The organism is Nocardia exalbida NBRC 100660 (assembly GCF_000308575.1).
Classification (GTDB): Bacteria; Actinomycetota; Actinomycetes; order Mycobacteriales; family Mycobacteriaceae; genus Nocardia; species Nocardia exalbida.
Genome location: NZ_BAFZ01000077.1, coordinates 49,617 through 71,155, shown reverse-complemented (window position 1 = coordinate 71,155; position 21,539 = coordinate 49,617). Strand labels below are relative to the sequence as shown.

General features: G+C 69.1%; 21 protein-coding genes. 14 read left to right on the top strand and 7 right to left on the bottom strand.

Translation table 11 applies throughout. From position 1 onward, the window contains the following. Positions 1–627 precede the first annotated feature (627 nt). Both ON29_RS18585 and ON29_RS18580 read left to right on the top strand, forming a co-directional pair. Positions 628–1,137, top strand: a complete 510-nt coding sequence (locus ON29_RS18585) for a DUF2231 domain-containing protein (RefSeq protein WP_040867892.1) — start codon at positions 628–630, stop codon at positions 1,135–1,137. Between the two features lie 29 nt (positions 1,138–1,166). Then, the gene (locus ON29_RS18580) at positions 1,167–1,580 is read left to right on the top strand and encodes a hypothetical protein (protein WP_040867890.1); all 414 of its coding nucleotides are present in this window, start codon (positions 1,167–1,169) and stop codon (positions 1,578–1,580) included. A gap of 91 nt (positions 1,581–1,671) precedes the next feature. Here ON29_RS18580 and ON29_RS18575 read toward each other — a convergent pair whose 3' ends face one another. After that, positions 1,672–3,711: an ArnT family glycosyltransferase gene (locus ON29_RS18575; RefSeq protein WP_051175349.1), complete on the bottom strand. Its 2,040-nt coding sequence runs from the start codon at positions 3,709–3,711 to the stop codon at positions 1,672–1,674. Positions 3,712–3,852: 141 nt separating this feature from the next. Continuing rightward, the gene (gene lexA / locus ON29_RS18570) at positions 3,853–4,575 is read right to left on the bottom strand and encodes a transcriptional repressor LexA (protein WP_040867888.1); all 723 of its coding nucleotides are present in this window, start codon (positions 4,573–4,575) and stop codon (positions 3,853–3,855) included. A 269-nt stretch (positions 4,576–4,844) separates the two neighbouring features. Between lexA and ON29_RS18565 the strand changes: the two genes are divergently transcribed. From ON29_RS18565 to nrdR, 3 genes are all read left to right on the top strand, one after another. Beyond that, on the top strand, positions 4,845–5,303 hold the full coding sequence (locus ON29_RS18565) for a hypothetical protein (protein WP_040867886.1): 459 nt from the start codon (positions 4,845–4,847) through the stop codon (positions 5,301–5,303). Positions 5,304–5,428: 125 nt separating this feature from the next. Beyond that, positions 5,429–6,682 carry a hypothetical protein gene (locus ON29_RS18560; protein ID WP_040867883.1) on the top strand — a complete coding sequence of 418 codons (1,254 nt, stop codon included), beginning with the start codon at positions 5,429–5,431 and terminating at the stop codon, positions 6,680–6,682. Positions 6,683–6,887: 205 nt separating this feature from the next. After that, the gene (gene nrdR / locus ON29_RS18555; RefSeq protein WP_040867881.1) at positions 6,888–7,358 is read left to right on the top strand and encodes a transcriptional regulator NrdR; all 471 of its coding nucleotides are present in this window, start codon (positions 6,888–6,890) and stop codon (positions 7,356–7,358) included. A 1-nt stretch (position 7,359) separates the two neighbouring features. Here nrdR and hrpA read toward each other — a convergent pair whose 3' ends face one another. Then, entirely contained in the window at positions 7,360–11,478 is a 4,119-nt protein-coding gene (gene hrpA, locus ON29_RS18550; protein ID WP_040867879.1) for an ATP-dependent RNA helicase HrpA, read from the bottom strand. Positions 11,479–11,754: 276 nt separating this feature from the next. Here hrpA and ON29_RS18545 point away from each other — a divergent pair, with 276 nt between their 5' ends. Continuing rightward, positions 11,755–12,984: an aminotransferase family protein gene (locus tag ON29_RS18545; RefSeq protein ID WP_040867877.1), complete on the top strand. Its 1,230-nt coding sequence runs from the start codon at positions 11,755–11,757 to the stop codon at positions 12,982–12,984. A gap of 42 nt (positions 12,985–13,026) precedes the next feature. Here the strand turns inward: ON29_RS18545 and ON29_RS18540 are convergent, their stop codons facing one another. After that, positions 13,027–13,530 (bottom strand): GNAT family N-acetyltransferase, encoded by a 504-nt coding sequence (locus ON29_RS18540; RefSeq protein WP_051175348.1) that lies wholly within the window; start codon positions 13,528–13,530, stop codon positions 13,027–13,029. A gap of 310 nt (positions 13,531–13,840) precedes the next feature. Here ON29_RS18540 and ON29_RS18535 point away from each other — a divergent pair, with 310 nt between their 5' ends. From ON29_RS18535 to ON29_RS18525, 3 genes are all read left to right on the top strand, one after another. Then, the gene (locus tag ON29_RS18535) at positions 13,841–14,524 is read left to right on the top strand and encodes a DUF5134 domain-containing protein (protein ID WP_040867875.1); all 684 of its coding nucleotides are present in this window, start codon (positions 13,841–13,843) and stop codon (positions 14,522–14,524) included. Positions 14,525–14,587: 63 nt separating this feature from the next. After that, on the top strand, positions 14,588–15,274 hold the full coding sequence (sigK, locus tag ON29_RS18530; protein WP_245549009.1) for an ECF RNA polymerase sigma factor SigK: 687 nt from the start codon (positions 14,588–14,590) through the stop codon (positions 15,272–15,274). Continuing rightward, positions 15,267–16,001: an anti-sigma factor gene (locus tag ON29_RS18525; RefSeq protein ID WP_040867872.1), complete on the top strand. Its 735-nt coding sequence runs from the start codon at positions 15,267–15,269 to the stop codon at positions 15,999–16,001. Before sigK ends, ON29_RS18525 begins: the two co-directional genes overlap by 8 nt. A gap of 7 nt (positions 16,002–16,008) precedes the next feature. Here the strand turns inward: ON29_RS18525 and ON29_RS18520 are convergent, their stop codons facing one another. The 3 genes from ON29_RS18520 to ON29_RS18510 all read right to left on the bottom strand — a co-directional run bounded on the left by ON29_RS18520 (position 16,009) and on the right by ON29_RS18510 (position 18,017). Beyond that, a complete protein-coding gene (locus tag ON29_RS18520; protein WP_040867870.1) occupies positions 16,009–16,683 on the bottom strand; it encodes a PhzF family phenazine biosynthesis protein in 675 nt (224 codons plus the stop codon). A 107-nt stretch (positions 16,684–16,790) separates the two neighbouring features. Next, entirely contained in the window at positions 16,791–17,330 is a 540-nt protein-coding gene (ahpD, locus tag ON29_RS18515; RefSeq protein ID WP_040867868.1) for an alkylhydroperoxidase, AhpD family, read from the bottom strand. 99 nt (positions 17,331–17,429) lie between these two features. Beyond that, positions 17,430–18,017: a peroxiredoxin gene (locus ON29_RS18510; protein WP_040867866.1), complete on the bottom strand. Its 588-nt coding sequence runs from the start codon at positions 18,015–18,017 to the stop codon at positions 17,430–17,432. A 178-nt stretch (positions 18,018–18,195) separates the two neighbouring features. Here ON29_RS18510 and ON29_RS18505 point away from each other — a divergent pair, with 178 nt between their 5' ends. The 5 genes from ON29_RS18505 to ON29_RS18485 all read left to right on the top strand — a co-directional run bounded on the left by ON29_RS18505 (position 18,196) and on the right by ON29_RS18485 (position 21,312). Next, positions 18,196–19,104 carry a hydrogen peroxide-inducible genes activator gene (locus tag ON29_RS18505; protein WP_040867865.1) on the top strand — a complete coding sequence of 303 codons (909 nt, stop codon included), beginning with the start codon at positions 18,196–18,198 and terminating at the stop codon, positions 19,102–19,104. Positions 19,105–19,152: 48 nt separating this feature from the next. After that, the gene (locus ON29_RS18500) at positions 19,153–19,647 is read left to right on the top strand and encodes a gamma-glutamylcyclotransferase family protein (RefSeq protein ID WP_217999211.1); all 495 of its coding nucleotides are present in this window, start codon (positions 19,153–19,155) and stop codon (positions 19,645–19,647) included. A 55-nt stretch (positions 19,648–19,702) separates the two neighbouring features. Beyond that, positions 19,703–20,293: a TetR/AcrR family transcriptional regulator gene (locus tag ON29_RS18495; protein WP_040867863.1), complete on the top strand. Its 591-nt coding sequence runs from the start codon at positions 19,703–19,705 to the stop codon at positions 20,291–20,293. A 76-nt stretch (positions 20,294–20,369) separates the two neighbouring features. Next, on the top strand, positions 20,370–21,104 hold the full coding sequence (locus ON29_RS18490) for an SDR family NAD(P)-dependent oxidoreductase (RefSeq protein ID WP_040867861.1): 735 nt from the start codon (positions 20,370–20,372) through the stop codon (positions 21,102–21,104). A 1-nt stretch (position 21,105) separates the two neighbouring features. After that, positions 21,106–21,312, top strand: coding sequence for a tautomerase family protein (locus tag ON29_RS18485; protein WP_040867860.1), 207 nt, complete (start codon positions 21,106–21,108; stop codon positions 21,310–21,312). The last annotated feature ends 227 nt before the right edge of the window (positions 21,313–21,539 follow it).

The following is a 21,539-nucleotide window of genomic DNA, read 5'->3' as shown; positions in this document are numbered from 1 at the left end:
ATGGCGATGTTCCATTCGGACGCAAAGATCCCATCGGTGGAAATGCGCAGCCCTCGACGGTTCGGCGAATTCGTAAGGCGCGACGACGTTTTTCGGCAACCGTGCTCGGAGTAGAATGTACACAGCTGTCGATCTCGACCGCGAGGAGTGCCGCGTGAATTCGCCAATGGTCGCCCGGGCGGAAAATTCATCGCAACCCAGGAATTGTTTCCCGGTGATTATCACGGCGTGTGACCGCGTTTCCTCACCTTCGAGTCCGATGAGCCGACCTGCTTCTAGAGTCCTGTTGAAGGGAGGTGAACTACCGTGATGGATCAGATGATGGGGATGGCACGCGACTGGTGGAATCGCATGTTCCCCGGCATGCAGATGCCGACGTTGCCAATGATGCCGATGATGTAGTGGCCGTTCCGCAGACGGAAAGTCGAATGATGTCGCGGTGTGGCGTGCGTGTGTTTCGGTCACCGTACCGGTGCGACAAAAACAGCGCGTCACGCGCTGAGTATTCGACGGCCGAGAATCGACCCCGGGGTCGATTGTGGTCGACCCGAGTGTGGTGTGAATGTCCCGCGCGGCGGGTAAGACTATTTTCGTCATCGACCTGATCGGCCTCGGCGGAGGTATGCGATGAGCGGCGATCCACGGCAGGGAAAGCGGCCGGTGAGTGCGGTGCTGGCCGGTCCGTACGGGCATCCGTTCCATCCGATACTGGTCACCGTCCCGATCGGCGCGTGGGTCGCCAGTTTCGTGTTCGACATCGCCTCCCGCCTCGTTGACCATCCGGACTTCCTGGTCGAAGGATCGTCCTGGTTGATCGCGATCGGCGTGCTGGGCGCCTTGATCGCCGCGACGATCGGGTTCCTCGATCTGCTCGCGATCCCGACCGGCACGCCCGCCTTCCGTACCGGCTTGCTGCACATGACGCTCAACTTGCTGGTGACCGTCGCCTACGCGCTGGGTTTCGTGTGGCGGCGGGGTGCGGACCTCGCGGTCGCGGTCCCGGCCGGTCCGCTGGCGCTGTCGGCGGTGAGCCTGGTGACGCTGGCGATTTCCGGGTATCTCGGCGGCAAGCTGGCTTATCGCTATGGCGTGCGGGTCGCCGACGAAACCACCCAAGCCGGTGGCTTCACCCACTGAATCCCTTCGCATCCCCCAGGAGGCACACCATGGGCATCGCCGCACTGGTTTCTTGGCTGCTCACCGCGGGCGGCGGTTTCTTCATGCTCGGCACGTGGATCGCCCGGGGCGGGACGCGGCAGCCGAGTTCCACCCAGCTGCCCGTGCCGGTCGTGTTCGGTCACTTCACGCTCGCCGTGGCCGGACTGATCTGCTGGATCCTGTACCTCGTCCTCGACACGGACGCACTGGCGTGGGTCGCGTTCGCACTGCTGATCCCCGTCGCGCTGCTCGGATTCGCGATGCTGCTGCGCTGGCTGCCCACCTACCGTGCCCGTTCGGCGGGTACGGCAGAACCTCCCGAAGGGCACTTTCCCGTCGCCGTCGTCGCGGGCCACGGCGTGCTGGCCGTGCTCACCGTCGTGCTGGTGCTGCTGACCGCACTCGGTGTGGGCACGAGCTGACACCCCGTCGTCTCCGGCTCCGATCCTCGGCCGCCACCGGAACGCGCCATCACCAGTGGTGCACGGCGGTGACACTGCCGGGTCTGCCCGATCACTTCGCGCAGACCCTTCCGGGTGCATCGGCGCAGGCCGGCGCGGTGAGGTCGTAGACGGCGACATTGCCGATGTGTACCGCCGTGTAGTGCGCGGATACCCACTCGGCGATGTCTTCGTGCCCGGCCGGGCGCCACCATCCGTTGTCCGGAACCGGCGCGGCGGGCGCCTCGGCCTGGCCGCGCACACGCCACGAATCGGGCAGCCGCACCTCTTGCGCGAGGTAGTACGTCACCTGATGCGTGCGGACCATGGTCTGGAATTCGTCGAGGGTGGGGACCGGGTCGTCGGAGGTGAAACCGCCGATGGCGACGACCGGGGTGTGGCTGGCGAGCTCGAGCGACGCGGCGACCGAGGAGCGGTCCACCGCGGCCGACCAGGTCGTGGAGGTGTCGCGCAACAGCGCGGAAAGTCGAGGTTCGACCTCTCCGTTCACGAATGAGGTCACCTCGCGGCGCACGTCGTTCATCCGATCCGGAGCCGCGGCCTCGGCGGGGCCGACGGTCGGGCTGCCCCCGGTATGCGCCTGCGGCAGGGTGGCCGCGGCGTACGCCGTCGATCCGCCGATGCCTGCGAGCACGCCCGAGACGACGAGCATCGAGACGGCTCCGGCCCGCACCCGCCGCACCCCGCCGGGGAACGCCGCGGCGACCAGTGCGAGCGCCGCCGCTGCCGAGACCACCGCGAGCGTCCAACGCAGGGGCGGCAGCCACTCGGGGTTGCGGTCGAGCAGGACGAACGCCCACAGACCCGACGTGAGCACCAGTGCGGCGGCGCCGACTCGGCCGAACGCCGCGGACCGCCGCCGCCACATCTCGGCCACCCCGATCGCGAACATCCCGGCCACGGCGGGCCCGATCGCCAGCGTGTAGTAGGCATGCATGCCGCCGCGCATCACGGTGAACGCGACGCCGTCGACGATCAGCCACAACCCGAAAGCCAATGCGGCCGCACGGATCGGGTCGGTGCGAGGCGCCCGCCCGCGGGAGACGAGCACCAGCACGAAGGCGAGCAGGGCAGCAGGAAGCAGCCAGGAGATCTCGAATCCGATCTCGCCGCTGAACAGGCGAGCCGGACTCGGTCCGCTCGATCCGGCGAACCCGCCACCGGGATGACTGGCGGCCGGTGGCATCTCGTATCCGGGCGGCAGCGCGAACCGGTCGCCGCCACGGTGATTGTGCCCCAGGAAACGAGCGAACCCGTTGTAGCCCAGCACCAGATCCATGAAGGTGTTGTTCGTCGAGCCCGCCAGGTAGGGCCGCGCGGTGGCGGGCCACAGGACCGTCAGCAGGACATACCAGCCCGAGGAGACGATCAGTGCCGCCGCGGCGGCCGACAAGTGCAGCAGGCGCTTTCGCGCCGAGGTCGGCGCGACGATCAGATAGGTGAGCGCCAAGGCGGGCAGCACCATGAGCCCTTCGAGCATCTTCGCCAGGAACGCGAATCCGAGCGCGACGCCCGCCAGTATCAGCCAGCGCGGGCTCGCCTGCCGCGCCGCCCGGAGCGTGCAGTACGCGCCCGCGGTCATCAGCAGCACCATCACGGCATCCGGGTTGTTGAATCGAAACATCAGCGCCACCACCGGGGTTGCCGCCAGAACGGCTCCGGCCAGCAGACCGGCGGCCCGGTTGGCGGTCGCCTCGGTGACCATCGCGTACAGCAATGCCACCGCGGCCACGGCCATCAGCGCCTGCGGCACCAGCATGCTCGCGCTGCCGAATCCGAACAGCTGCCCGGATACGCCCATTACCCATTGCGACACCGGCGGCTTGTCCACGGTGATGAAGTTGCCCGGATCAAGGGAACCGAACAGCACCGCCTTCCAGTTCCGTGCACCGGACCAGGCTGCCGCGGCATAGAAGTCGTTGCCCATCCCGTTGACCGTGATGTGCCACAGATACGCGACCGCGGTCCCGATCAGCAGGAGGGACAGCCCCGCGCGCTCCCACCCGCGCGCGGGCGGTAAGCCGGCCGATCCGGCGCGGGTGGCAATCGGATTCGCATCGGGCACCGCGGCCGCGGCGGGGATCGCTGTCACCGCTGGAGCTTTGCAAGCGTCCTGGTGAATCGCCTGCGCGTCAGCTGGCAATCAGCTGTGAGTGCCGCGCCTCGTGCTGTTCGGCGAACGCCGACAGCGCGCATCAGCGCACAGTCGGCGTTCGTCGTTCCTATGGAACCGTCAGATCTTGCGGATGACCGTGACGACCTTGCCGAGAATCTGGGCGTCGTTACCGGGAATCGGCTCGAAGACGGGGTTGTGCGGCATCAGCCAGACGTCCTTGCCGGTGCGCTTGAAGGTCTTCACCGTGGCCTCCCCGTCGATCATCGCCGCGACGATGTCGCCGTTGTCGGCGACGTTCTGCTGTCGCACGACCACCCAGTCGCCGTCGCAGATCGCCGCGTCGATCATGGACTGCCCGACCACCTTCAGCAGGAACAGCGAACCGTCGCCGACCAGCTCGCGCGGCAGCGGGAAGACGTCCTCCACGGCCTGCTCGGCCAGGATCGGGCCACCGGCGGCGATGCGACCGAGCACCGGGACGAACGTGGGGACGGGACGATCGACGTCGACGGTGATCTCACCGTCGTCGACCGCCGCGGCGGGCAGGCTGGTCACCGACCGCACCACCTCGTCCAGACCCCGGACGTCCACGGCGCGTGGCCGATTCGGATCGCGGCGCAGGTAGCCCTTGCGCTCCAGGGCGCGCAGCTGATGGGCGACCGACGAGGTGGACGTGAGGCCGACGGCGTCACCGATCTCCCGGATGCTCGGCGGGTAGCCGCGCTCGCTCACCGAGGAGCGGATCACCTCCAGCACTTTGCGCTGACGCACGGTGAGATCCGCTCCGCTACTCGCCGCGTCGGCGCCGCTCTCGTCACCCGTGTCGTCCGTCTGCCTCACCGCAACCGCCCTTTCCTGCTGTGCCAGGCCGGTCGGTGCCCGGCATGTGTCCTCATGGCCTGTCCGTGTCTTCGGTTCTTCGAATCTAGTCCGGTCACGCCGCTGGATCAAACATCTGTTCGACGTATGTCGGGTGTTCCTGCTGACTTTGTCGGCGACGCGTGGTAGAAATCGAACACCAGTTCTTCGAACACATGAGCGAATAACAGCTGAACACGTGTTCGAACAGCTCGAACGCCGACGGAGCACCTACCACGGAGGTTTGTCCGATGAGCACTGCGATCAGCGATGTCACCCCTTCTCTCGGCTCGGCGGTCGCGCAACCCGAGCGCCCCGCCGATCCCGATCGGGACGATCTCGGCTACGAGACCGCCCGGCGCTTGCTGTGTGATGGTGCGCGTGCCCGCGCGCTGACGCCTGCGCACCGATCCGCGGCCGATCGGCGCCCGCCCGGCGCCCGTCCCCGCGCCGGTGCGGTCGCCTACGACCGGGGTTCGCGGCCGCTCGCGCGGGGGCGTGCTCATGGTGAACACCCGATGCGCCGGGTCGAGCAAGCGCAGATCGGGTTCGCCGTCCTCGCCGTCACCGCGCTGGTCACCGCCTTGGTGGTGGCGGGGCTGATCGCCCTGGCGCATGTACGGGCGGGCGGGTGGGGCGGTGATGCCGGTCGGCCGGTACCGGCGGTGGTGGACGGCCCGGGTGCGCCGGTGGGCGGCATTTCGCGCTGAGCGGAAGGGAATTCGGCCACGCTGGGCGGCCGGAATTGTTGATCGACAAACTAGAACGTGTTGCTACCGTGCTGAAAACGTGATCCGGGCAATACCGCCCGAACGATGTCGGGACTTTTCAGCACATGACACTCCTCAGCGCAGGCCGCTCGGTTCGCGTCTTGCTCCGCGCGGCCGCCTTGTCCCTCTGTCTGGTCCTCGGACTCGGCGCAGCATCGATCGCCCGGGCGGAACCCGCGTACGCGCCTTATCTGGACCTGCCCTCCGTCAACGCTGACGGTGCGGGGGCGGGCGGACTCGGTCCCGCTCTGCCACTGCACGAATCGGATCTGGCCGAGGCGTTGCGGCAGGCCCGGGCCGACGGTGTGGCGCCGCGCCGCTACGCGACACTGCTGCACCAGTACTGGCTGGTGATCGCCGCCGGGAACGCCGATATCGATCTGGCGGCCTGGGATCCCGGGCAGGGCCCGCGCGCGAACGAACGCACGTTCAACCAGGTCTACGTCAACTATCTGCGGCTGGCCACCCGCCACCCGGAGTTCTACTGGGCGGGGCTGGCCGGCATCGCGGGCGGATCGTTCGCCTCCGGATTCTTCGACATGGGCGATGTGGGCGTGGTCCTGGACGTGCCCGGCATCCATCGGCTCGGCGACGCGGTCGCCGATCTGCTGAGCGCGACCCCGCCGGAATTGACGCGGGCGCTGCCGGAGGACATCCGGCTGCTCGCCACCGAGGGCTCCCGCCTGAGCGCCGCGGACGTCGCGTGGTATCAGACCCGCCTGATGATCATGCAGAAGCACATCTTCACGGATCTGGTGCCGATGCACGAAGCCTACGTCGCGCTGGGCATGCGCGGGATCGACGAGATGTACGCGGCGGGTGTGCTCGACGACGACATCCACACCGCGTGGCAGTCGATCGCCTCGGGCACCAGGGACGGTTACATCGACGCGCTGATCCGGATGACCGATCGGGAACAGAACCACGTCGTCGCCGACCAGTGGGACGAGACGTCGGCGGGCCGGGCGCCGATCGGCCGCGTGCTCACCTATGTCAGCACCATCGCGGGCAAACCCGGAGTGCCGGGCGTCCGCGCGCCCGGCGTGTTCGCCCCCACGGTCGTCGGCGCCGAGGTAGGTGGCCGCAGCGTCACGCTCCGTGTGCCGTTGCCCGGCTTCAACTGGGCCGACCGCGAGACGCGCTGGCACTACATCACCGGTGACCTGGTGCCCCGCCATATCGATATGGAGACCGACCCCGCCGTGGCCGGCGCCGTCCTCGGCGAGGCGTTCTGGGGCAAGCTGGCCCGTGGCCGCCTCGCCGCCCGATTGCCGGACCTCCTCGCCGACTTGACCGCGCACTGGCAGATCGCCGGATGAGGAAGCCGCGTCCGGCAGCGGGGGTGAGTGCGGCAAATCGGGAACCCGGCCGGGTATCCTCGAAGTGTTATGCAGGTATTCCGCGTGTCGCACGAGGAATGTCTGGTGCCGGGGTATAGACCTCTGTACACGGGCTCGCCGGACCGATCGCCCGATCGGTGCCCGGTCCGGACGCGAGCACGCGCATCGACGAAGGATTTCTCGGATGCATTGCCCGTACTGCCGACACCCCGACTCCCGGGTGGTGGACTCGCGCGAGGCCGACGAAGGCGCGGCCATCCGCCGGCGTCGCGCCTGCCCGCAGTGTGGGCGGCGGTTCACCACCGTGGAGACCGCCATCCTGTCGGTGGTCAAGCGGAGCGGCGTCACCGAGCCGTTCAGTCGCGAAAAGGTCATCCGGGGTGTGCGCCGGGCCTGCCAAGGTCGTGAAGTCGACGACGACGCGCTGAACCTGCTGGCGCAGCAAGTGGAGGACGCGGTGCGCGCCAAGGGATCTCCCGAGGTGCCCAGTCACGAGGTGGGGCTGGCCATCCTGGGCCCGCTGCGCGATCTCGACGAGGTGGCCTACCTGCGGTTCGCTTCGGTCTACCGGTCGTTCACCTCGGCCGAGGACTTCGAACGCGAGATCCGGGAGATGCGCCAGGCGCGCGCCGAAGCGCTGTCGGCCGCCGACTGACTCAGCGCCGCACCGCGGCGATCGCCTTCTCGATCCGCTTGGCCGACACCGGGAACGGGGTACCGAGCTTCTGCGCGAACAGGCTGACGCGGAATTCCTCGATCATCCACCAGATCTCGGTGACCGCGGGCGCATGCCTGCGGCTCTGCGGGAGCGACGCTACCAAGCGGTCATAGGCGGCGAGCACCCGATCGAGTTCGGCCATGCCTTGCCGATCGCGAACGGCCGAGCCGGGCAACGCCTCCAGTCGCGCCACCGCCGCCTGGAGGTAGCGCGGCAGCTCACGCAGCCTGGCCGCGCCCGTTTCGGACACGAAGCCGCGGAACACCAGATCGTCGAGCTGATGACGGACGTCTTCGGCGATGTCGCGCTCGCTCGTTCGCGCCAGCGCCACCGAAACCTGGTGGGCGCCCGCGAGCACCGGCACGACCAGGCGCACGTAACGAGCGACGGTGGCGGCGAAATCCGGACGGATCCGGGCGACGAGCGCGTCGAACTCCGCCGGGTCGTGCACCGGCCCGCCGGCGGCCACGAGCAGTTCGTCGGCGGCAGCCGCGCGGCAGTCGTCGAGCAGCGCCTCCAGCGAGCCGTACGGATTCTGGCTCAGCGCAAGGCGATCCGCGGGCGACAGGCCCGCGGTGGAGCTACGGGCCGAAGCGGGCAGCGTGTGCAGCAGCAGCGCTCTGGTGCCGAGGCGCATGGCGGCGGCCTGCTCCGCGGGGGAGCTGAGCACCCGGACCGCCACGCCGTCGCCTTCGGCGACGAGCGCCGGGTATCCGGTGACGGTCTGCCCCGCCACCTCGCGCCGCACCGTCGGCGCGAGGGTGCCGAGCGATTCGGAGGTCCACACCGTGGCAGGCGGGCGTTCGGCTCCCGCGGTGGCCCGGGCGACGGAGGCGGAAACCTGCTCGGCCAGGCGGGTTTTCAGCGCGGCGAGACTCTTGTCCCGGGCGAGCACGGCGCCGTCGTCGCCGATGGCCGCGAAAGTCATGCGCAGGTGGTCGGGCAGTGCGGAGACGTCGAAGTCGGTGGGGGCGATCGACACCGAACCCAGCCGGGACAACTCGCGCGCCAGCCCGGCCCGCAGCGGCTCCGCCCGCGGGGTCAGCGCCGCCAGGGCGGCGGCCGCGAAGTCGGGTGCGGGGACGACGCTGCGTCGCAATGTCTTCGGCAACGTCTTGATCAGAGCGGCGGCCAGTTCGTCGCGCATGCCCGGCACCAGCCAATCGAAGCCGACGGCGCGGACGTGGGCGAGCTGTTCCACCGGGATCCGTACGGTGACGCCGTCTTCCTCGTTGCCCGGCTCGAACTGGTAGGAGAGCGGGAAGGCGAGTTCGCCTTGGCGCCAGGAGTCCGGGAAAGCCGCCGGGTCCAGTGCGGCCGCGCCTTCGTTGACCACGGTGGAGGTGGAGAAATCCAGCAGCTCGGGGTCTGTCCGGCGTGCGGTGCGCCACCAGCTGTCGAAATGACGCACCGAGACGATGTCGGCGGGCAGGCGTTCGTCGTAGAACGCGAACAGCACCTCGTCGTCGACCAGGATGTCCCGGCGGCGGGCACGATGCTCCAGGTCGGCCACATCGTCGAGCAGCGCGCGATTACGGTGGAAGAACTCGTGGCGGGTCTGCCACTCGCCCTGCACCAGGGCGTGCCGGATGAACAACTCCCGCGACAACTCCGGGTCGATCCGGCCGTAGTCCACCGGCCTGCCGGTGACCAGCGGAATCCCATACAGCGTGACACGTTCGTAGGCGCGCGCCGCGCCCCGCTTGGCCGACCAGTGCGGCTCGGAGTAGACGCGTTTGACGAGGTCGCCCGCGAGCCGCTCGGCCCATTCGGGCTCGATCTTCGCGGCCATCCGGCCCCACAGCCGTGAGGTCTCGACCAGTTCGGCGGCCATCACCCAGCGCGGCGGCTTCTTCGCCAGCGACGAGCCGGGGAAGATCATGAACTTGGCGTTGCGCGCGCCGAGGAATTCCCGGGATTCCGCTTCCCTGACGCCGATGTGCGACAGCATGCCCGCCAGCAGCGCTTGGTGGATGGCGGTGGAATCCCAGGGGAGTCCGTCGTTGTCCGCGACGATCGCCGCGGTGGCGCCCCGGCCACGTTCGGCGCCGGGGCGCCCGTCGCCCCCGCGCGTGGACCGGCTGCGGCGTGATCGGTTGCCCTGCTTGCCGTCCGGTGCGGCCGCCTCGGTTCGGTCCGGTTCCGCCGGGCTCGCCGAGTCCTGTGCCCGCGCCGACCATCCGAGGCCCTTGGTGATCGTGCGCAGCTGCCCGTGCAGGTCCTGCCACTCCCGGATCCGCAGGTAGTGCAGGAACTCCTCCCGGCACAGCCGCCGGAACTGATTGGACGACAACGATTTGCGCTGGCCGCCGAGGTAGTCCCACAGCCGCAGGTAGGCCAGGAAGTCGGAACCCTCGACCGTGAAGCGCGCGTGTTTGGTGTCGGCTGCCTGCTGCTGCTCGGCGGGCCGTTCCCGGACATCCTGGATCGACAGCGCCGCGACGATGACCAGCACGTCGGCCAGGCAACCGGTGTGTTGGGCCTCCACCAGCATCCGCGCCATGCGGGGGTCGACCGGCAGCTGCGCCATGTCGCGGCCGATCGGGGTCAGCGTCAGGGCGGTCGCGCCGTCGCCGTCCGTCCGGGACTTTCCGTCCCGGCGCGCGAGGGCGCCGAGCTCTTCGAGCAGGGCGATGCCGTCGCGGATGGCGCGGCGGTCCGGTGGCTCCACGAACGGGAAGTTCTCGATGTCGCCGAGGCCGAGCGCGGTCATCTGCAGGATGACCGCGGCCAGGTTCGTACGCAGGATCTCCGGATCGGTGAAGACGGGCCGGGATTCGAAGTCGTCCTCCGAATACAGCCGGATGCAGATGCCGTCGGCGACGCGACCGCACCGCCCGGAGCGCTGCCGCGCCGATGCCTGGGACACCGGTTCGATCGGCAACCGCTGCACTTTGGTCCGCATGGAATAGCGCGAGATCCGCGCCGTGCCCGGGTCGACGACATACCGGATGCCCGGCACTGTGAGCGAAGTCTCCGCGACATTCGTCGCCAGCACCACCCGGCGCCCGGTGTGCGGGGCGAACACGCGGTGCTGCTCGGCGGCCGACAGCCGGGCGTACAGCGGGAGGATCTCGGTGCGCGGCAGCTTCAGATCACGCAGCGCGTCCGCGGTGTCGCGGATCTCGCGTTCACCGGACAAGAACACCAGCACGTCGCCGTCACCCGCGGCGAACAGCTCCGTCACCGCGTCGCCGATCGCGTCCACCGGGTCCCGGTCGACGATGCGGGTGTCCTCGTCGTCCTCGTCTCCGGCGGCGCCCGGAAGTTCCAGCGAGAGCGGCCGGTAGCGGATCTCCACCGGATACGAGCGTCCGGAGACTTCGACGATCGGTGCGGGAGTGCCTTCCTCGTCCGCGAAATGCCGGGCGAACAGCTCGGGATCGATGGTCGCCGAGGTGATGATCACCTTGAGATCGGGCCTGCGCGGCAGCAGTTGCTTCAGGTAGCCGAGCAGGAAGTCGATATTGAGGCTGCGTTCGTGCGCCTCGTCGATGATGATCGTGTCGTAGCGGCGCAGCAGCCGGTCGCGCTGGATCTCGGCGAGCAGGATGCCGTCGGTCATCAGCTTGATCAGGGTGTGCTCGGAGGCGTGGTCGGTGAACCGCACCGTGTAGCCGACGACGTCACCGAGTTCGGTGCCCAGCTCCTCGGCGATCCGCTCGGCGACGGTGCGCGCGGCGAGCCTGCGGGGCTGGGTGTGGCCGATCGTGCCGCGGATGCCGCGGCCGAGTTCGAGGCAGATCTTCGGGATCTGGGTGGTCTTGCCGGAGCCGGTCTCGCCCGCGACGATCACCACCTGGTGCTCGGCGATGGCGGCGGCGATGTCCTCGCGGCGGGCGGTGACCGGTAGCTGCTCCGGATAGCGGATCTCCGGCACCGCCGCGCGCCGCGCTTCGACCCGCAGTTCGGCGGCCGCGATCTCGGCTTCCACCCCGCCCAGGTCGCCGCCGCGCGCTTTGTCGAGCCTGCGCCGCAACCGGTGTTCGTCGCGAAGGGAGAGGTTCGCCAAGCGGGTGCGAAGTTCGCGGGAGTCGGTGGCGGCTGTCCTGGTCATTGCATCGACCAGCCTAGCGAAATCCGCCAGCGGATTTTTCCACCAGGCACCGCGGCCGGTAGCCGAGTGCGAACCGAAGCCCCGTCCCCGGCCGGTGACATGCGCCGATACGCGGGACCGGACGAGGACCGAGGATGCGGGCCCGGCATCGCCGGTGGTCGTTCGTCACGGTCGACGGGCTGCGGCGGCGTCCCGGATCGGCGCCGTCTTGCGCTGTGCACGGCGCCCTGGCGGCCGGGAGTGGACCACGCCAGGGGAACCGGTAAAGGTGGAGACATGAACGCGCTATGGCATGGCTTTGCCGACATGGGCGCCGTCGAGCGGGACGGAGCGTTCGTGGTCGCTCGCGGAGACGGCGTCTACGTCTTCGATCAGGCGGGCAATCGGTACCTAGACGCGACCGCGGGCCTGTGGTTCGCCAACGTGGGACACGGGCGCGGCGAGATCGCCGACGCGGTGGCCGCCCAGCTGCGCACGATCGCGCACTACTCCAATTTCGGCGACATCACCGAGCCCGCCACCCAGGAACTCGCCGAGCGGCTCGCCGGCCTCGCCCCGGTGCCGGGCAGCAAGATCTTCTTCACCTCGGGTGGCTCCGACTCCGTCGACACCGCGACCAAGCTCGCCCGCCGCTACTGGCACGAACTCGGGCAGCCGGGTAAGACGATCGTGGTCGGGCGGCGAATGGCCTATCACGGCATGCACGTGGCGGGTACGGCGCTCGCGGGTCTCCCTGGCAATCGGGAGGGCTACGGCGAACTGATGCCCGCGGCGCGGACCGTCGAGTGGGACGACGCGAAAGCCCTGCTCGCGCTGATCGAGGAGGTCGGCGCCGAACGGATCGCCGCGTTCTTCTGCGAACCGGTCATCGGCGCGGGCGGTGTGTATCCGCCGCCTGCGGGCTATCTCGCCGAAGTCCGGCGCATCTGCCGCGACCACGACATCCTGTTCGTCGCCGACGAGGTGGTGACCGGTTTCGGCCGCATCGGCGGAGCGTGGTTCGCCTCGTCCCGGTTCGGGCTCGAACCCGACCTGATGACCACCGCGAAGGGACTGACCTCCGGCTATCTCCCGATGGGCGCGGTCTTCGCCGCCCCGCGCGTGGCGGAGCCGTTCTTCGGTGGCGGCGTCTGGTGGCGGCACGGCTACACCTACGGCGGTCACGCGGGCGCGGCGGCCGCCGCGCTGGCGAATCTCGACATCATCGAGCGCGAAGGCCTGCTCGAGGCCGCCCTGCGCGTGGAAGCGAGCCTGCACGAGCAGCTGTCGGTGCTCGCCGGACATCCCAGGGTCGCCGAGGTGCGCAGCGGGTTCGGCGCCGTCGCGGCCATCCAGCTGGCCGACCCCACCGAAGGGTTGCCGCTGGTCGGGACACTGCGCGCGCACGGGATCTCCAGTCGCGCCGCGGGGCAGGGGGCCATGCAGATCTCCCCGGCGTTCATCATGACCGACGACCAGATCGCCGCACTCGTCGACGGATTCACCCGCGCGTTGAACGATGGGTGATTCGCCCGCGTCGGTGATCGGAGCCTTGCATCGGACCCGATCTCAGAGCGCGCGGGTCATGAAGACGCTGTGCGGATCGGGACGGTAGTCGCCGAACGGCGGGCAGTGGCCGAAGCCGTGGGCGGTGTACAGGCGGCGGGCGGGCCGGAAGAAGTCCCGCGCGCCTGTTTCGAGGCTGAGACGCCGGTAGCGGCGCGCGGTGGCCTCGGTGATGACATGGCGCAGCAAGGTGGTAGCGATGCCGCGACCTCGATGGGTCGACGCGGTGCGCATGGACTTGATCTCGGCGTGGCCGTCGTCGAGGTGCTTCAGCGCGGCGCACCCGGCCAGGGCCGCACCGTCCCACCCGGTCCAGAACGTGATATCCGGATGACGCAGTGCCGTGATGTCCAACGCGTGCACGCTCTCGATCGGCGAGTGGGCGGCCATGTCGGCGAGATGCTCGGTGAGTAGCGCCGCGATCGCCGAGCCGGTCGGGTCGTCGACGACGATGCGCAAACCATCGCGCCCGATCGTGGCAGCGCACTGATCGGTCTGGTCGTACATGAGTCCATCCTCGCGGGTGGCCGGGCACGCTCGCGCTGCCCCGGTCGTGGTGCATGCGAGCCTCCTCAGGAACGTCCACCGGGCCGTGCCTCGAAGTGATCGCCTCATCTCGTCGCCGTAACGGACTGCGGCCCATGCTGTCTCGGCCGGGCGCTGCCGGAAGTATCGCTCTCGGTGCGGAATACTGGTCGATTGCCGCAGCGGCGGCCGTCAGCGAGGGGGGCGAATCGAAACGGGGCACCTCCACCCCTTCGGGATGCGAGCATGGGAGGGCGACGACCGTGGTCGCCGTGCTGAGAGGTGGTGGGGTGTGGCGGAGTTCGTGCAGGAGTATGCCGCGTTGCGGTGGGCGGCGGTGGCGGCGTTCGTGGTCGCCGCGGTGATCGTGCTGTCGCGGGTGGCGGCGCCTGCGGTGCCGTCCGCCGATCCCGTCGACGCGTCGCCGGATTCTTCCTCCGCCCGGGATGCCGCAGCCGGGCATTCCGAGTCCGACGCGGCCCATCTGGTGATGTGCCTGGTCATGCTCGGCATGCTGGTGTTCCCCTCGGGCGCGAGCCCGCACGCGTTGCGCGGCGTGCTGACGGCGATGGCCGTGGTCTTCGCCGGGCTGTTGATGCTGCGCGCCGCCGAGCACGCCACCCAGGGGCGGGCGCTGCCGATCGACCGCTTGGTCCCGCTCGGCTACCACATCGCCGCCGCCGCGGCGATGCTCTACGCGATGTCCGGGCACACCGCCTCCGGCCACGCGGGCGGCCCGGCCGTGGGGCCCGCGCTCGGTCTTGCCGCGCTGTTCCTCCTCGACGCACTCCTGGTCGCGGTCGCCGCCTGCATCGGCTGGGCGCATGCGCGGCCGTCGGGCCCGCTGAGGTTGCTCGCGCGTTCCGGCGGTTGCGTCGCCGCCCTCACCGGACCCGCGAAACCGTGGGCGGCGGTGCCGCACGTGGTGATGGACGCCGGCACCGCTTACATGCTGGTGGCCGTGATCATTCGGTGACCGCGACCAATCCGGGTCCACCCGCATACCGAACCCCTGTGCATGCAGGCACGGGATTCGGCGATGAGCAACGAACACGGTTCTGCTTCACCCCACCGATCGGGCGCCGCGGCCCACGCGAAAGAGGATGCCGATGGGCCGGAGTTCGCGTGCCCGCTGCCGACCGGTTACGACCGATCCGAGGCCACCCGGGCGAACCGTGAGCTCGCGGCGCTGCTCGCCGCTACCGGCACCGGCGATCGTGCCGCGTTCACCGAGTTCTATCAGGTCACCAGCCCGCGGGTGTTCGGGCTGACCGTGCGGATCCTGCGCAGTCACGCCGCCGCCGAGGAGGTTACCCAGGAGGTCTACCTGCAGGTGTGGTCGATGGCCGACCGCTACGACGCCTCGCTGGCCAGTCCGGTCGGCTGGCTGATGATGCTGGCTCATCGCCGAGCGGTGGATCGGGTCCGCGCGGAGAGTTCGGCCACCAGCCGGGACCTGGTCTACGCGCACGAGCATCTGGGCCGCGACCACGACGTCGTCGCGGAATCGGTCACCCAGCGCATCGAAGAGCAACAGGTGGCAGGCTGCTTGCAGAACCTGACTCCCACCCAGCGTGAGGCGATCGCGCTGGCGTATTACAGCGGGTGGACGTATCGGGAGGTCGCCGATCACCTCTCGGTGCCGTTGCCCACGATCAAGACCCGCATCCGCGACGGGCTGAAGAGATTGGAGAAGTGTTTGTCCGGGGAACGCACCGATGGTTGACGCCTCGCCACGGTCGGAGGCCGACCTCATCGACCTCGCCTACCCGTGCGCGCTGGACGCGGTCGCCGATATCGAGCGCAGGCATATCGATGCCCGCCTCGCGGCCGCGGACCCGGACGTGCGGCGGGCATTCTCCGACACCGTCTGGCAGGTGCGCGACGTCATGGGGCGGCTCGCCGTGCTCGACGAGTTCGCGCCGCCGCCGGAGCTGGAGCGCCGCATCCTGGCCGCGCTGCCCGACGAGCCCCCCGGGCCCTCCACCACGCGTCTCTCCGCGTGGCGGCGGCGGCCGCTGCGCTGGGCGGTGCCGATCGCGGCCGTCGCGAGCCTGGTGTTCGGTGCAAGCATGCTGACCGCGCAGTTCATCGGCTCGCCGTCCGATCCGGCCGCCGCCGACCAGGTACAGGTGCACCCGGGTGTGCGGACGGTGAACGGCTCGTTCGCCGGTGGCGGTGTGCTCGTCGTCGACGCCTCGCCCGAACTCGGGCGTGCGGTCGTCGTGTTCGACCGGGTCGCGCCGCCGCCTTCGGGCCGGGTGTATCAGATGTGGTTGGTCGGCTCCGATGGGCAAGCCCGCTCGGCCGGGGTGCTGAGCGACCTGCCCTCGACCGATCGGCCGTTCGTCACCGGCTTCCGCTCCGGCGAGATCCTCGCGGTGAGCGTCGAACCCGACGGTGGTTCCGACGTACCGAGCGGCGACCCGATCGTGGGCGTCACGCTGCCCTGAGTGGGATCTAGATCTCCACCGGTTGGTCGCCGACGACTCGGCCACCCAGGTGCACCCAGCCGTCGGAGTCCCACCGGGTGAACAATTGCGAGCCTTTGCCCTGGGTGATGATCAGGCCTTTGCGCAGCAACGCCGTCAACGCGACGGCCGCCGCTCCGGTCGCCTCGTCCTCGGAGATCCCCATGGTCGGCGCGAACATACGCGAGCGCAGGACGGCGCGATGTTCGTCGGTCCATGCCCACAGGTAGTGCGGGCCGCCGGGAAACTCCTCCGGGCGCAGGGTGGCCAGCACCTCGGCGTCCTCCAGCTGATGGAAGGTGAACGGGGGAGCCCACTCGCCGCGAGCGGTGATCCAGGTCAATCCCTCGGTGAGTTCCACCGCCACCGGGCCCGCGGGCACAGCCAGGGTCCGCACGGGGATGCCCTGGGACGCGAACCACCACGCGGTCCCCACCGAGGGGTGTCCCGCGAACGGGAGCTCCACCGTGGGGGTGTAGATCCGCACCGCGACCGTGCCGTCGACCGGCTCCTCGACCACCACGGTCTCGCTGTAGCCGGCTTTGGCCGCCAGCGCCTGCCGATCGGCCGCGGCCACGTCGGCCGCCCGCGCGATACCAAGCTCGTTGCCGAAGCGCCCGGCCGCGTCGGTGAACACTCGCACCACATCAACCTGTGTGCTCATGGTCGACGAGCCTACCCGTGTGCCCCCGCGGGAGGCTGTCGGCCGGACCACATCGGGAACGCGAAAGAGGCCCCCGTCGCAGGACAGGGACCTCTTTTCGAGCGAAATCAGATCGCGGCCGTGCTGAGCGACTCGGTCGATTGCACCGCCTGGCCGACACCGGCCACGATGGCGGCGGCGCGCAGCGATTCGAAGATCACCTCGCGCGAGACGCCCGCTTCGCGCAGAGTGTGCTCGTGCGCCTCGAGGCAGTGCGCGCAACCGTTGATCGAGGAGACCGCGAACGACCAGAGTTCGAAGTCGGCCTTGTCGACGCCGGGCGCACCGATGATCTGCATGCGCAGTCCTGCCCGCAGGTCGTCGTAGCGGCCGCCGAGGAACGCCTTGCCCCGGTAGAACACGTTGTTCATCCCCATGATCGAGGCGGCGCCGAGTGCGGCGTTGTACGCCTCCGCCGACAGCACGTCGGCGGCTTCCTCGGCGATCTCGCGCAGCGTGGTCGTCGACCGGGTCGCGGCCGCCGACGCCAGCAGGGTGCCCCACAGCTGCTGCTCGTTCAGCACGGTGGTGCGCGCGATGGATGACAAGTTGAGCTTGAGGTCCTTGGCGTACTCGGGAAGGGAGTTCTTCAGGTTCTCAATGCTCATTCGGCGATTCCTCTACTCGATGCGGCCCCGTACGGGGACCGGGTCGTTTCTCGGTGATGTGGGCGGGCGTACCCGAAATCCCGGGTGCGAAGGGGTATTTCAGACGCTGGCGGCCAGAAGTTCACCGGCGTTGATGGTCGGATCGCCCTTCTTCCAGTTGCAGGCGCACAGCTCGTCGGACTGCAGAGCGTCCAGCACGCGCAGCACCTCGTCGACGTTGCGGCCCACGGAACCCGCGGTGACGGAGACGAACTGGATCTCGTTGTTCGGGTCGATGATGAAGGTGGCGCGGTCGGCGACGCCGTCGGCGTTGAGCACGCCGGTGGCGGTGGCCAGTTCACGCTTGAGGTCCGAGAGCATGGGGAAGGGGAGGGTCTTGAGATCCTCGTGCTGAGCGCGCCACTGGAAGTGCACGAACTCGTTGTCCACCGAGGCGCCGAGCACCTGCGCGTCCCGGTCCTCGAATTCGTCGTTGAGCTTGCCGAACGCGGCGATCTCGGTCGGGCACACGAAGGTGAAGTCCTTGGGCCAGAAGAAGACGATCCGCCACTTGCCCGCGTGGTCGTCGCTGGTGATCCGGGTGAAGTAGTCGTCAGGCTGCTGAGCGTCGACCTTCGACAGATCACCGCCGATGACCGCGGTGAGGTTGTATGCCGGGAATTGGTCGCCGATGGTCAGCAGGGCCATGCTCGTCTCCTCGTCAGGTTGGTTGCCAACTGTGTTCTGCGGTATTGCGGGGCCGTTGCGGTTACACGAGCCACCGCCTCGGGCCCGGCACTCACACCGCCGGTGGAAAAGCTCACCGGCGATCTTGCCCAAGGGCGCGTAAAAGGTAAAGGTGATCAGTCGCACTACACTGATAGGCGTGACTGATCAGACTTATCAGCCCACCCTGTCACAGCTGCGTGCGTTCGTGGCGATCGCGGAATACCGCCATTTCGGCACCGCGGCCGCGCGCCTCGGTGTGAGTCAGCCCACGTTATCGCAGGCGCTCGCCGCTCTGGAACATGGGCTCGGGCTCCAGTTGATCGAACGGAGCACCCGCCGGGTGCTGGTGACCGCCGCGGGGATGCGCTTGCTGCCCAAGGCGATGGCGACGCTGGAGGCCGCCGACCGCTTCGTCGCCTCGGCCACCGGCGACGGACTCGGCGGCACGCTGCGGATGGGCATCATCCCGACGGTCGCCCCTTATGTGCTGCCCGGGTTGCTGCCGGAACTGCGCAAGCGGCTACCCGAGCTGCGTCCGCAGATCGTCGAGGATCAGACCGCCCGGTTGCTGGACGGCCTGCGCACCGGTGTGCTGGACGTCGCGCTGCTGGCGGTGCCCACCGAGATGCCGGGCCTGGTCGAGATCCCGCTCTACACCGAGGAATTCGTGCTGGTCACGCCGCGCGGTCACGAGCTGGCCGGGCGCACCGATCTCGCGGCGGAGGTGCTGGACGCCCAGCCGCTGCTGTTGCTTGACGAGGGGCACTGCCTGCGCGACCAGACATTGGAGGCCTGCCGCTCGGCCGACGTGCACCCTGCCGCCGTCGGTGATACCCGGGCCGCGTCCCTGTCCACGGTGGTGCAGTGCGTCGCCGGTGGACTCGGCGTGACGCTGATCCCGCAGATGGCCGTCGCGGCGGAAACCGCGCGCGGCACATTGGATGTCGCGCACTTCGGCGCCCCCGCCCCCGGCCGTACCATCGGCCTGGTCTTCCGTACTTCCACTGCTCGGGCCGATGATTACGAATATCTGGCCGCCATCGTCCGCGCTCAGCGGCCGATGTAGCCGCGCCGTCCGTGGGAGCGCGTCGAGCCGGGTGAGAGGAGGTGTGAAGTGGCATCGGCGGCGTGGGGCGACGGGCGGCTGGGCCGCCTGTCCGGACGGGATGACGCGCTGTTCGTCTACGGCACGCTGCAGTTTCCCGAAGTGCTGAAGACGCTGCTCGGACGAGTCCCGCCGAGCGAACCGGCCGAGCTGACCGGTTGGCGCGCCGCCGCGCTGCCGCGGCGGATCTACCCGGGGCTGGTCGCCGCACCCCTCGGACGCACCCGCGGTGCGGTGCTGAGCGGTCTCACCGCGGCGGAGTGGACGATCCTCGACGCGTTCGAGGACGACGAGTACGACCTGCGCCGAGTGCGCGTCGAGCACCGGAAAGTTCCGGTGTGGACCTATGTCTGGACGGTGGCGGCGGATCCGGCGGACTGGCAGCGGGAGCGGTTCGCCGCCGAGCATCTCGCGCATTTCGCCGCTCGCTCCGCGCGGTGGCGCCGAGACCCGGCGAGTTTCCCGGATCCGGCCGGGCCGGGATGGCCGGGGCCCTCGGCGTGAGGCGCACGGCCGCTGTCTCTTGCCATTCCAAGACGACCGGTCGTATATTCAACGCATGGCACGACCTCGGCGCAGCGAAGACACTCGGCGGCTTCTGGTCGAAGAGGGTGCCGCGGGTTTCCTGACCAGCGGCTATCACGGCACCGGGATCAAACAGATCCTCGACCGGGTCGGGGTGCCGAAGGGTTCGTTCTACAACTACTTCGACAGCAAGGAGAGTTTCGGGCGCGCGATCATCGAGCATCACTCCCTCTGTGTCCAACGCAACCTGACCGAGGCGTTCGCCGGCGCGCCGGACCCGGTGAGCGGTTTGCGGGCGTTCTTCGGGCGGCTGATGGACGACTTCGTCGCGTCCGATTTCACCGGCGGCTGCCTCCTCGCGAACCTGGGCGGTGAACTGGAAGGCAGTGAGCTGCTGCGGGAAGCGCTGTCGAAGGCATGGGCCGCGTGGCGCGACCGTATCGCCGAGCAACTCGCGCAAGGGCAACGCCTGGGCATGATCCGCGCCGACATCGAGGCGGGCGAACTGGCGGATCTGCTGCTCGAATCCTGGGAGGGGGCGGTGATCAGGATGAAGATCGATCGCACCCTCGGCCCACTGCGCAAGTGCCTGGATCGCCTGCTGGGCGACTACTTCCTGCCCTGATCAGAGCGTCACACCGATCCGGGGTCTTCGGTCCATCATTCGAAGACGACCGGTCGTATATATGAAAGGACAAGCGATGGCGAAGACGGTCATCGTGACCGGTTCCTCCAGTGGGATCGGCCGCGATATCGCACGGGCATTCGTGGAACGCGGCGACAACGTCGTGCTCAACGGGCGAGACGAGGCGAAGCTGATGGAGGTGGCCGCCGCGCTCGGCGCGCCGGAGCGAGTGGCCACGGTGGCGGGCGATATCGGCGCGGCCGCTACCGGAGAGACCCTGGTCGGCGTCGCCGTCGAGCGTTTCGGCGGCGTGGACGTGCTGGTCAACAACGCGGGCATCTTCGGAGCCAAACCGTTCGTCGAGGTCACCGAGGCAGACCTGGACGGCTATCTGAACGGAAACCTCAAAGGCACCTACTTCACCACGCAGGCCGTGGTGCGGCGATTCCTGACGCAAGCGAGAGGCGGCAGCATCGTCAATATCGGCACCGTTCTGATCGACCATGCCCTCGCCGGGCTGCCCGCTACGGCTGCTTTGGTCAGCAAGGGCGGCGTGCACGCGCTGACCACCAGCCTGGCCGCCGAACTCGCCGCCGACGGCATCCGGGTCAACGCGGTCGCCCCCGGCATCATCCGCACGCCGCTGTTCGGCGACGGCGACGAACCGGCCTCCGCCGGGCTCGCACTGCTCAACCGCATCGGCGAAGTCGCCGAAACGACGGCCGCTGTGCTGTATCTCGCCGATGCGGAATTCACGACCGGACATATCCTCCCCGTCGACGGCGGGTTCATCGCTGGAAGGGCGGCCTGAAATGCCGTACGTGAACATCAAGGTCACCGACGAAGGCGTGACCCGCAAACAGAAGGCGCGGCTGATCGAGGGCGTCACCGATCTGCTGTACGACGTGCTCGGCAAGGCGCCCGCGAGCACCTACGTCGTGATCGATGAAGTCTCCCTGTCGAATTGGGGTGTCGGCGGGGTCGATGTAGAGCGGTGGCGCGAGCAGCAGCGCTCCTGAACCACGAATTCCCTGCCGAACAGGTGGTTCGGGCGTTCATCAGGCCGCGTGCGAGCGATGGCACCCGAACTCGTCACCAGGAAGTCGCACCGGAACCGTTACGTTCCCCTCTGCCGCGCGAGATCTCGATACGGCCTCTACAGCTCGATGGAGGAGAACTGCGGTGCCAACTTTCGCTACCGAACGCCGAATGCGCCGGTCTCGATCGGGACCGGCGCATTCGGGTA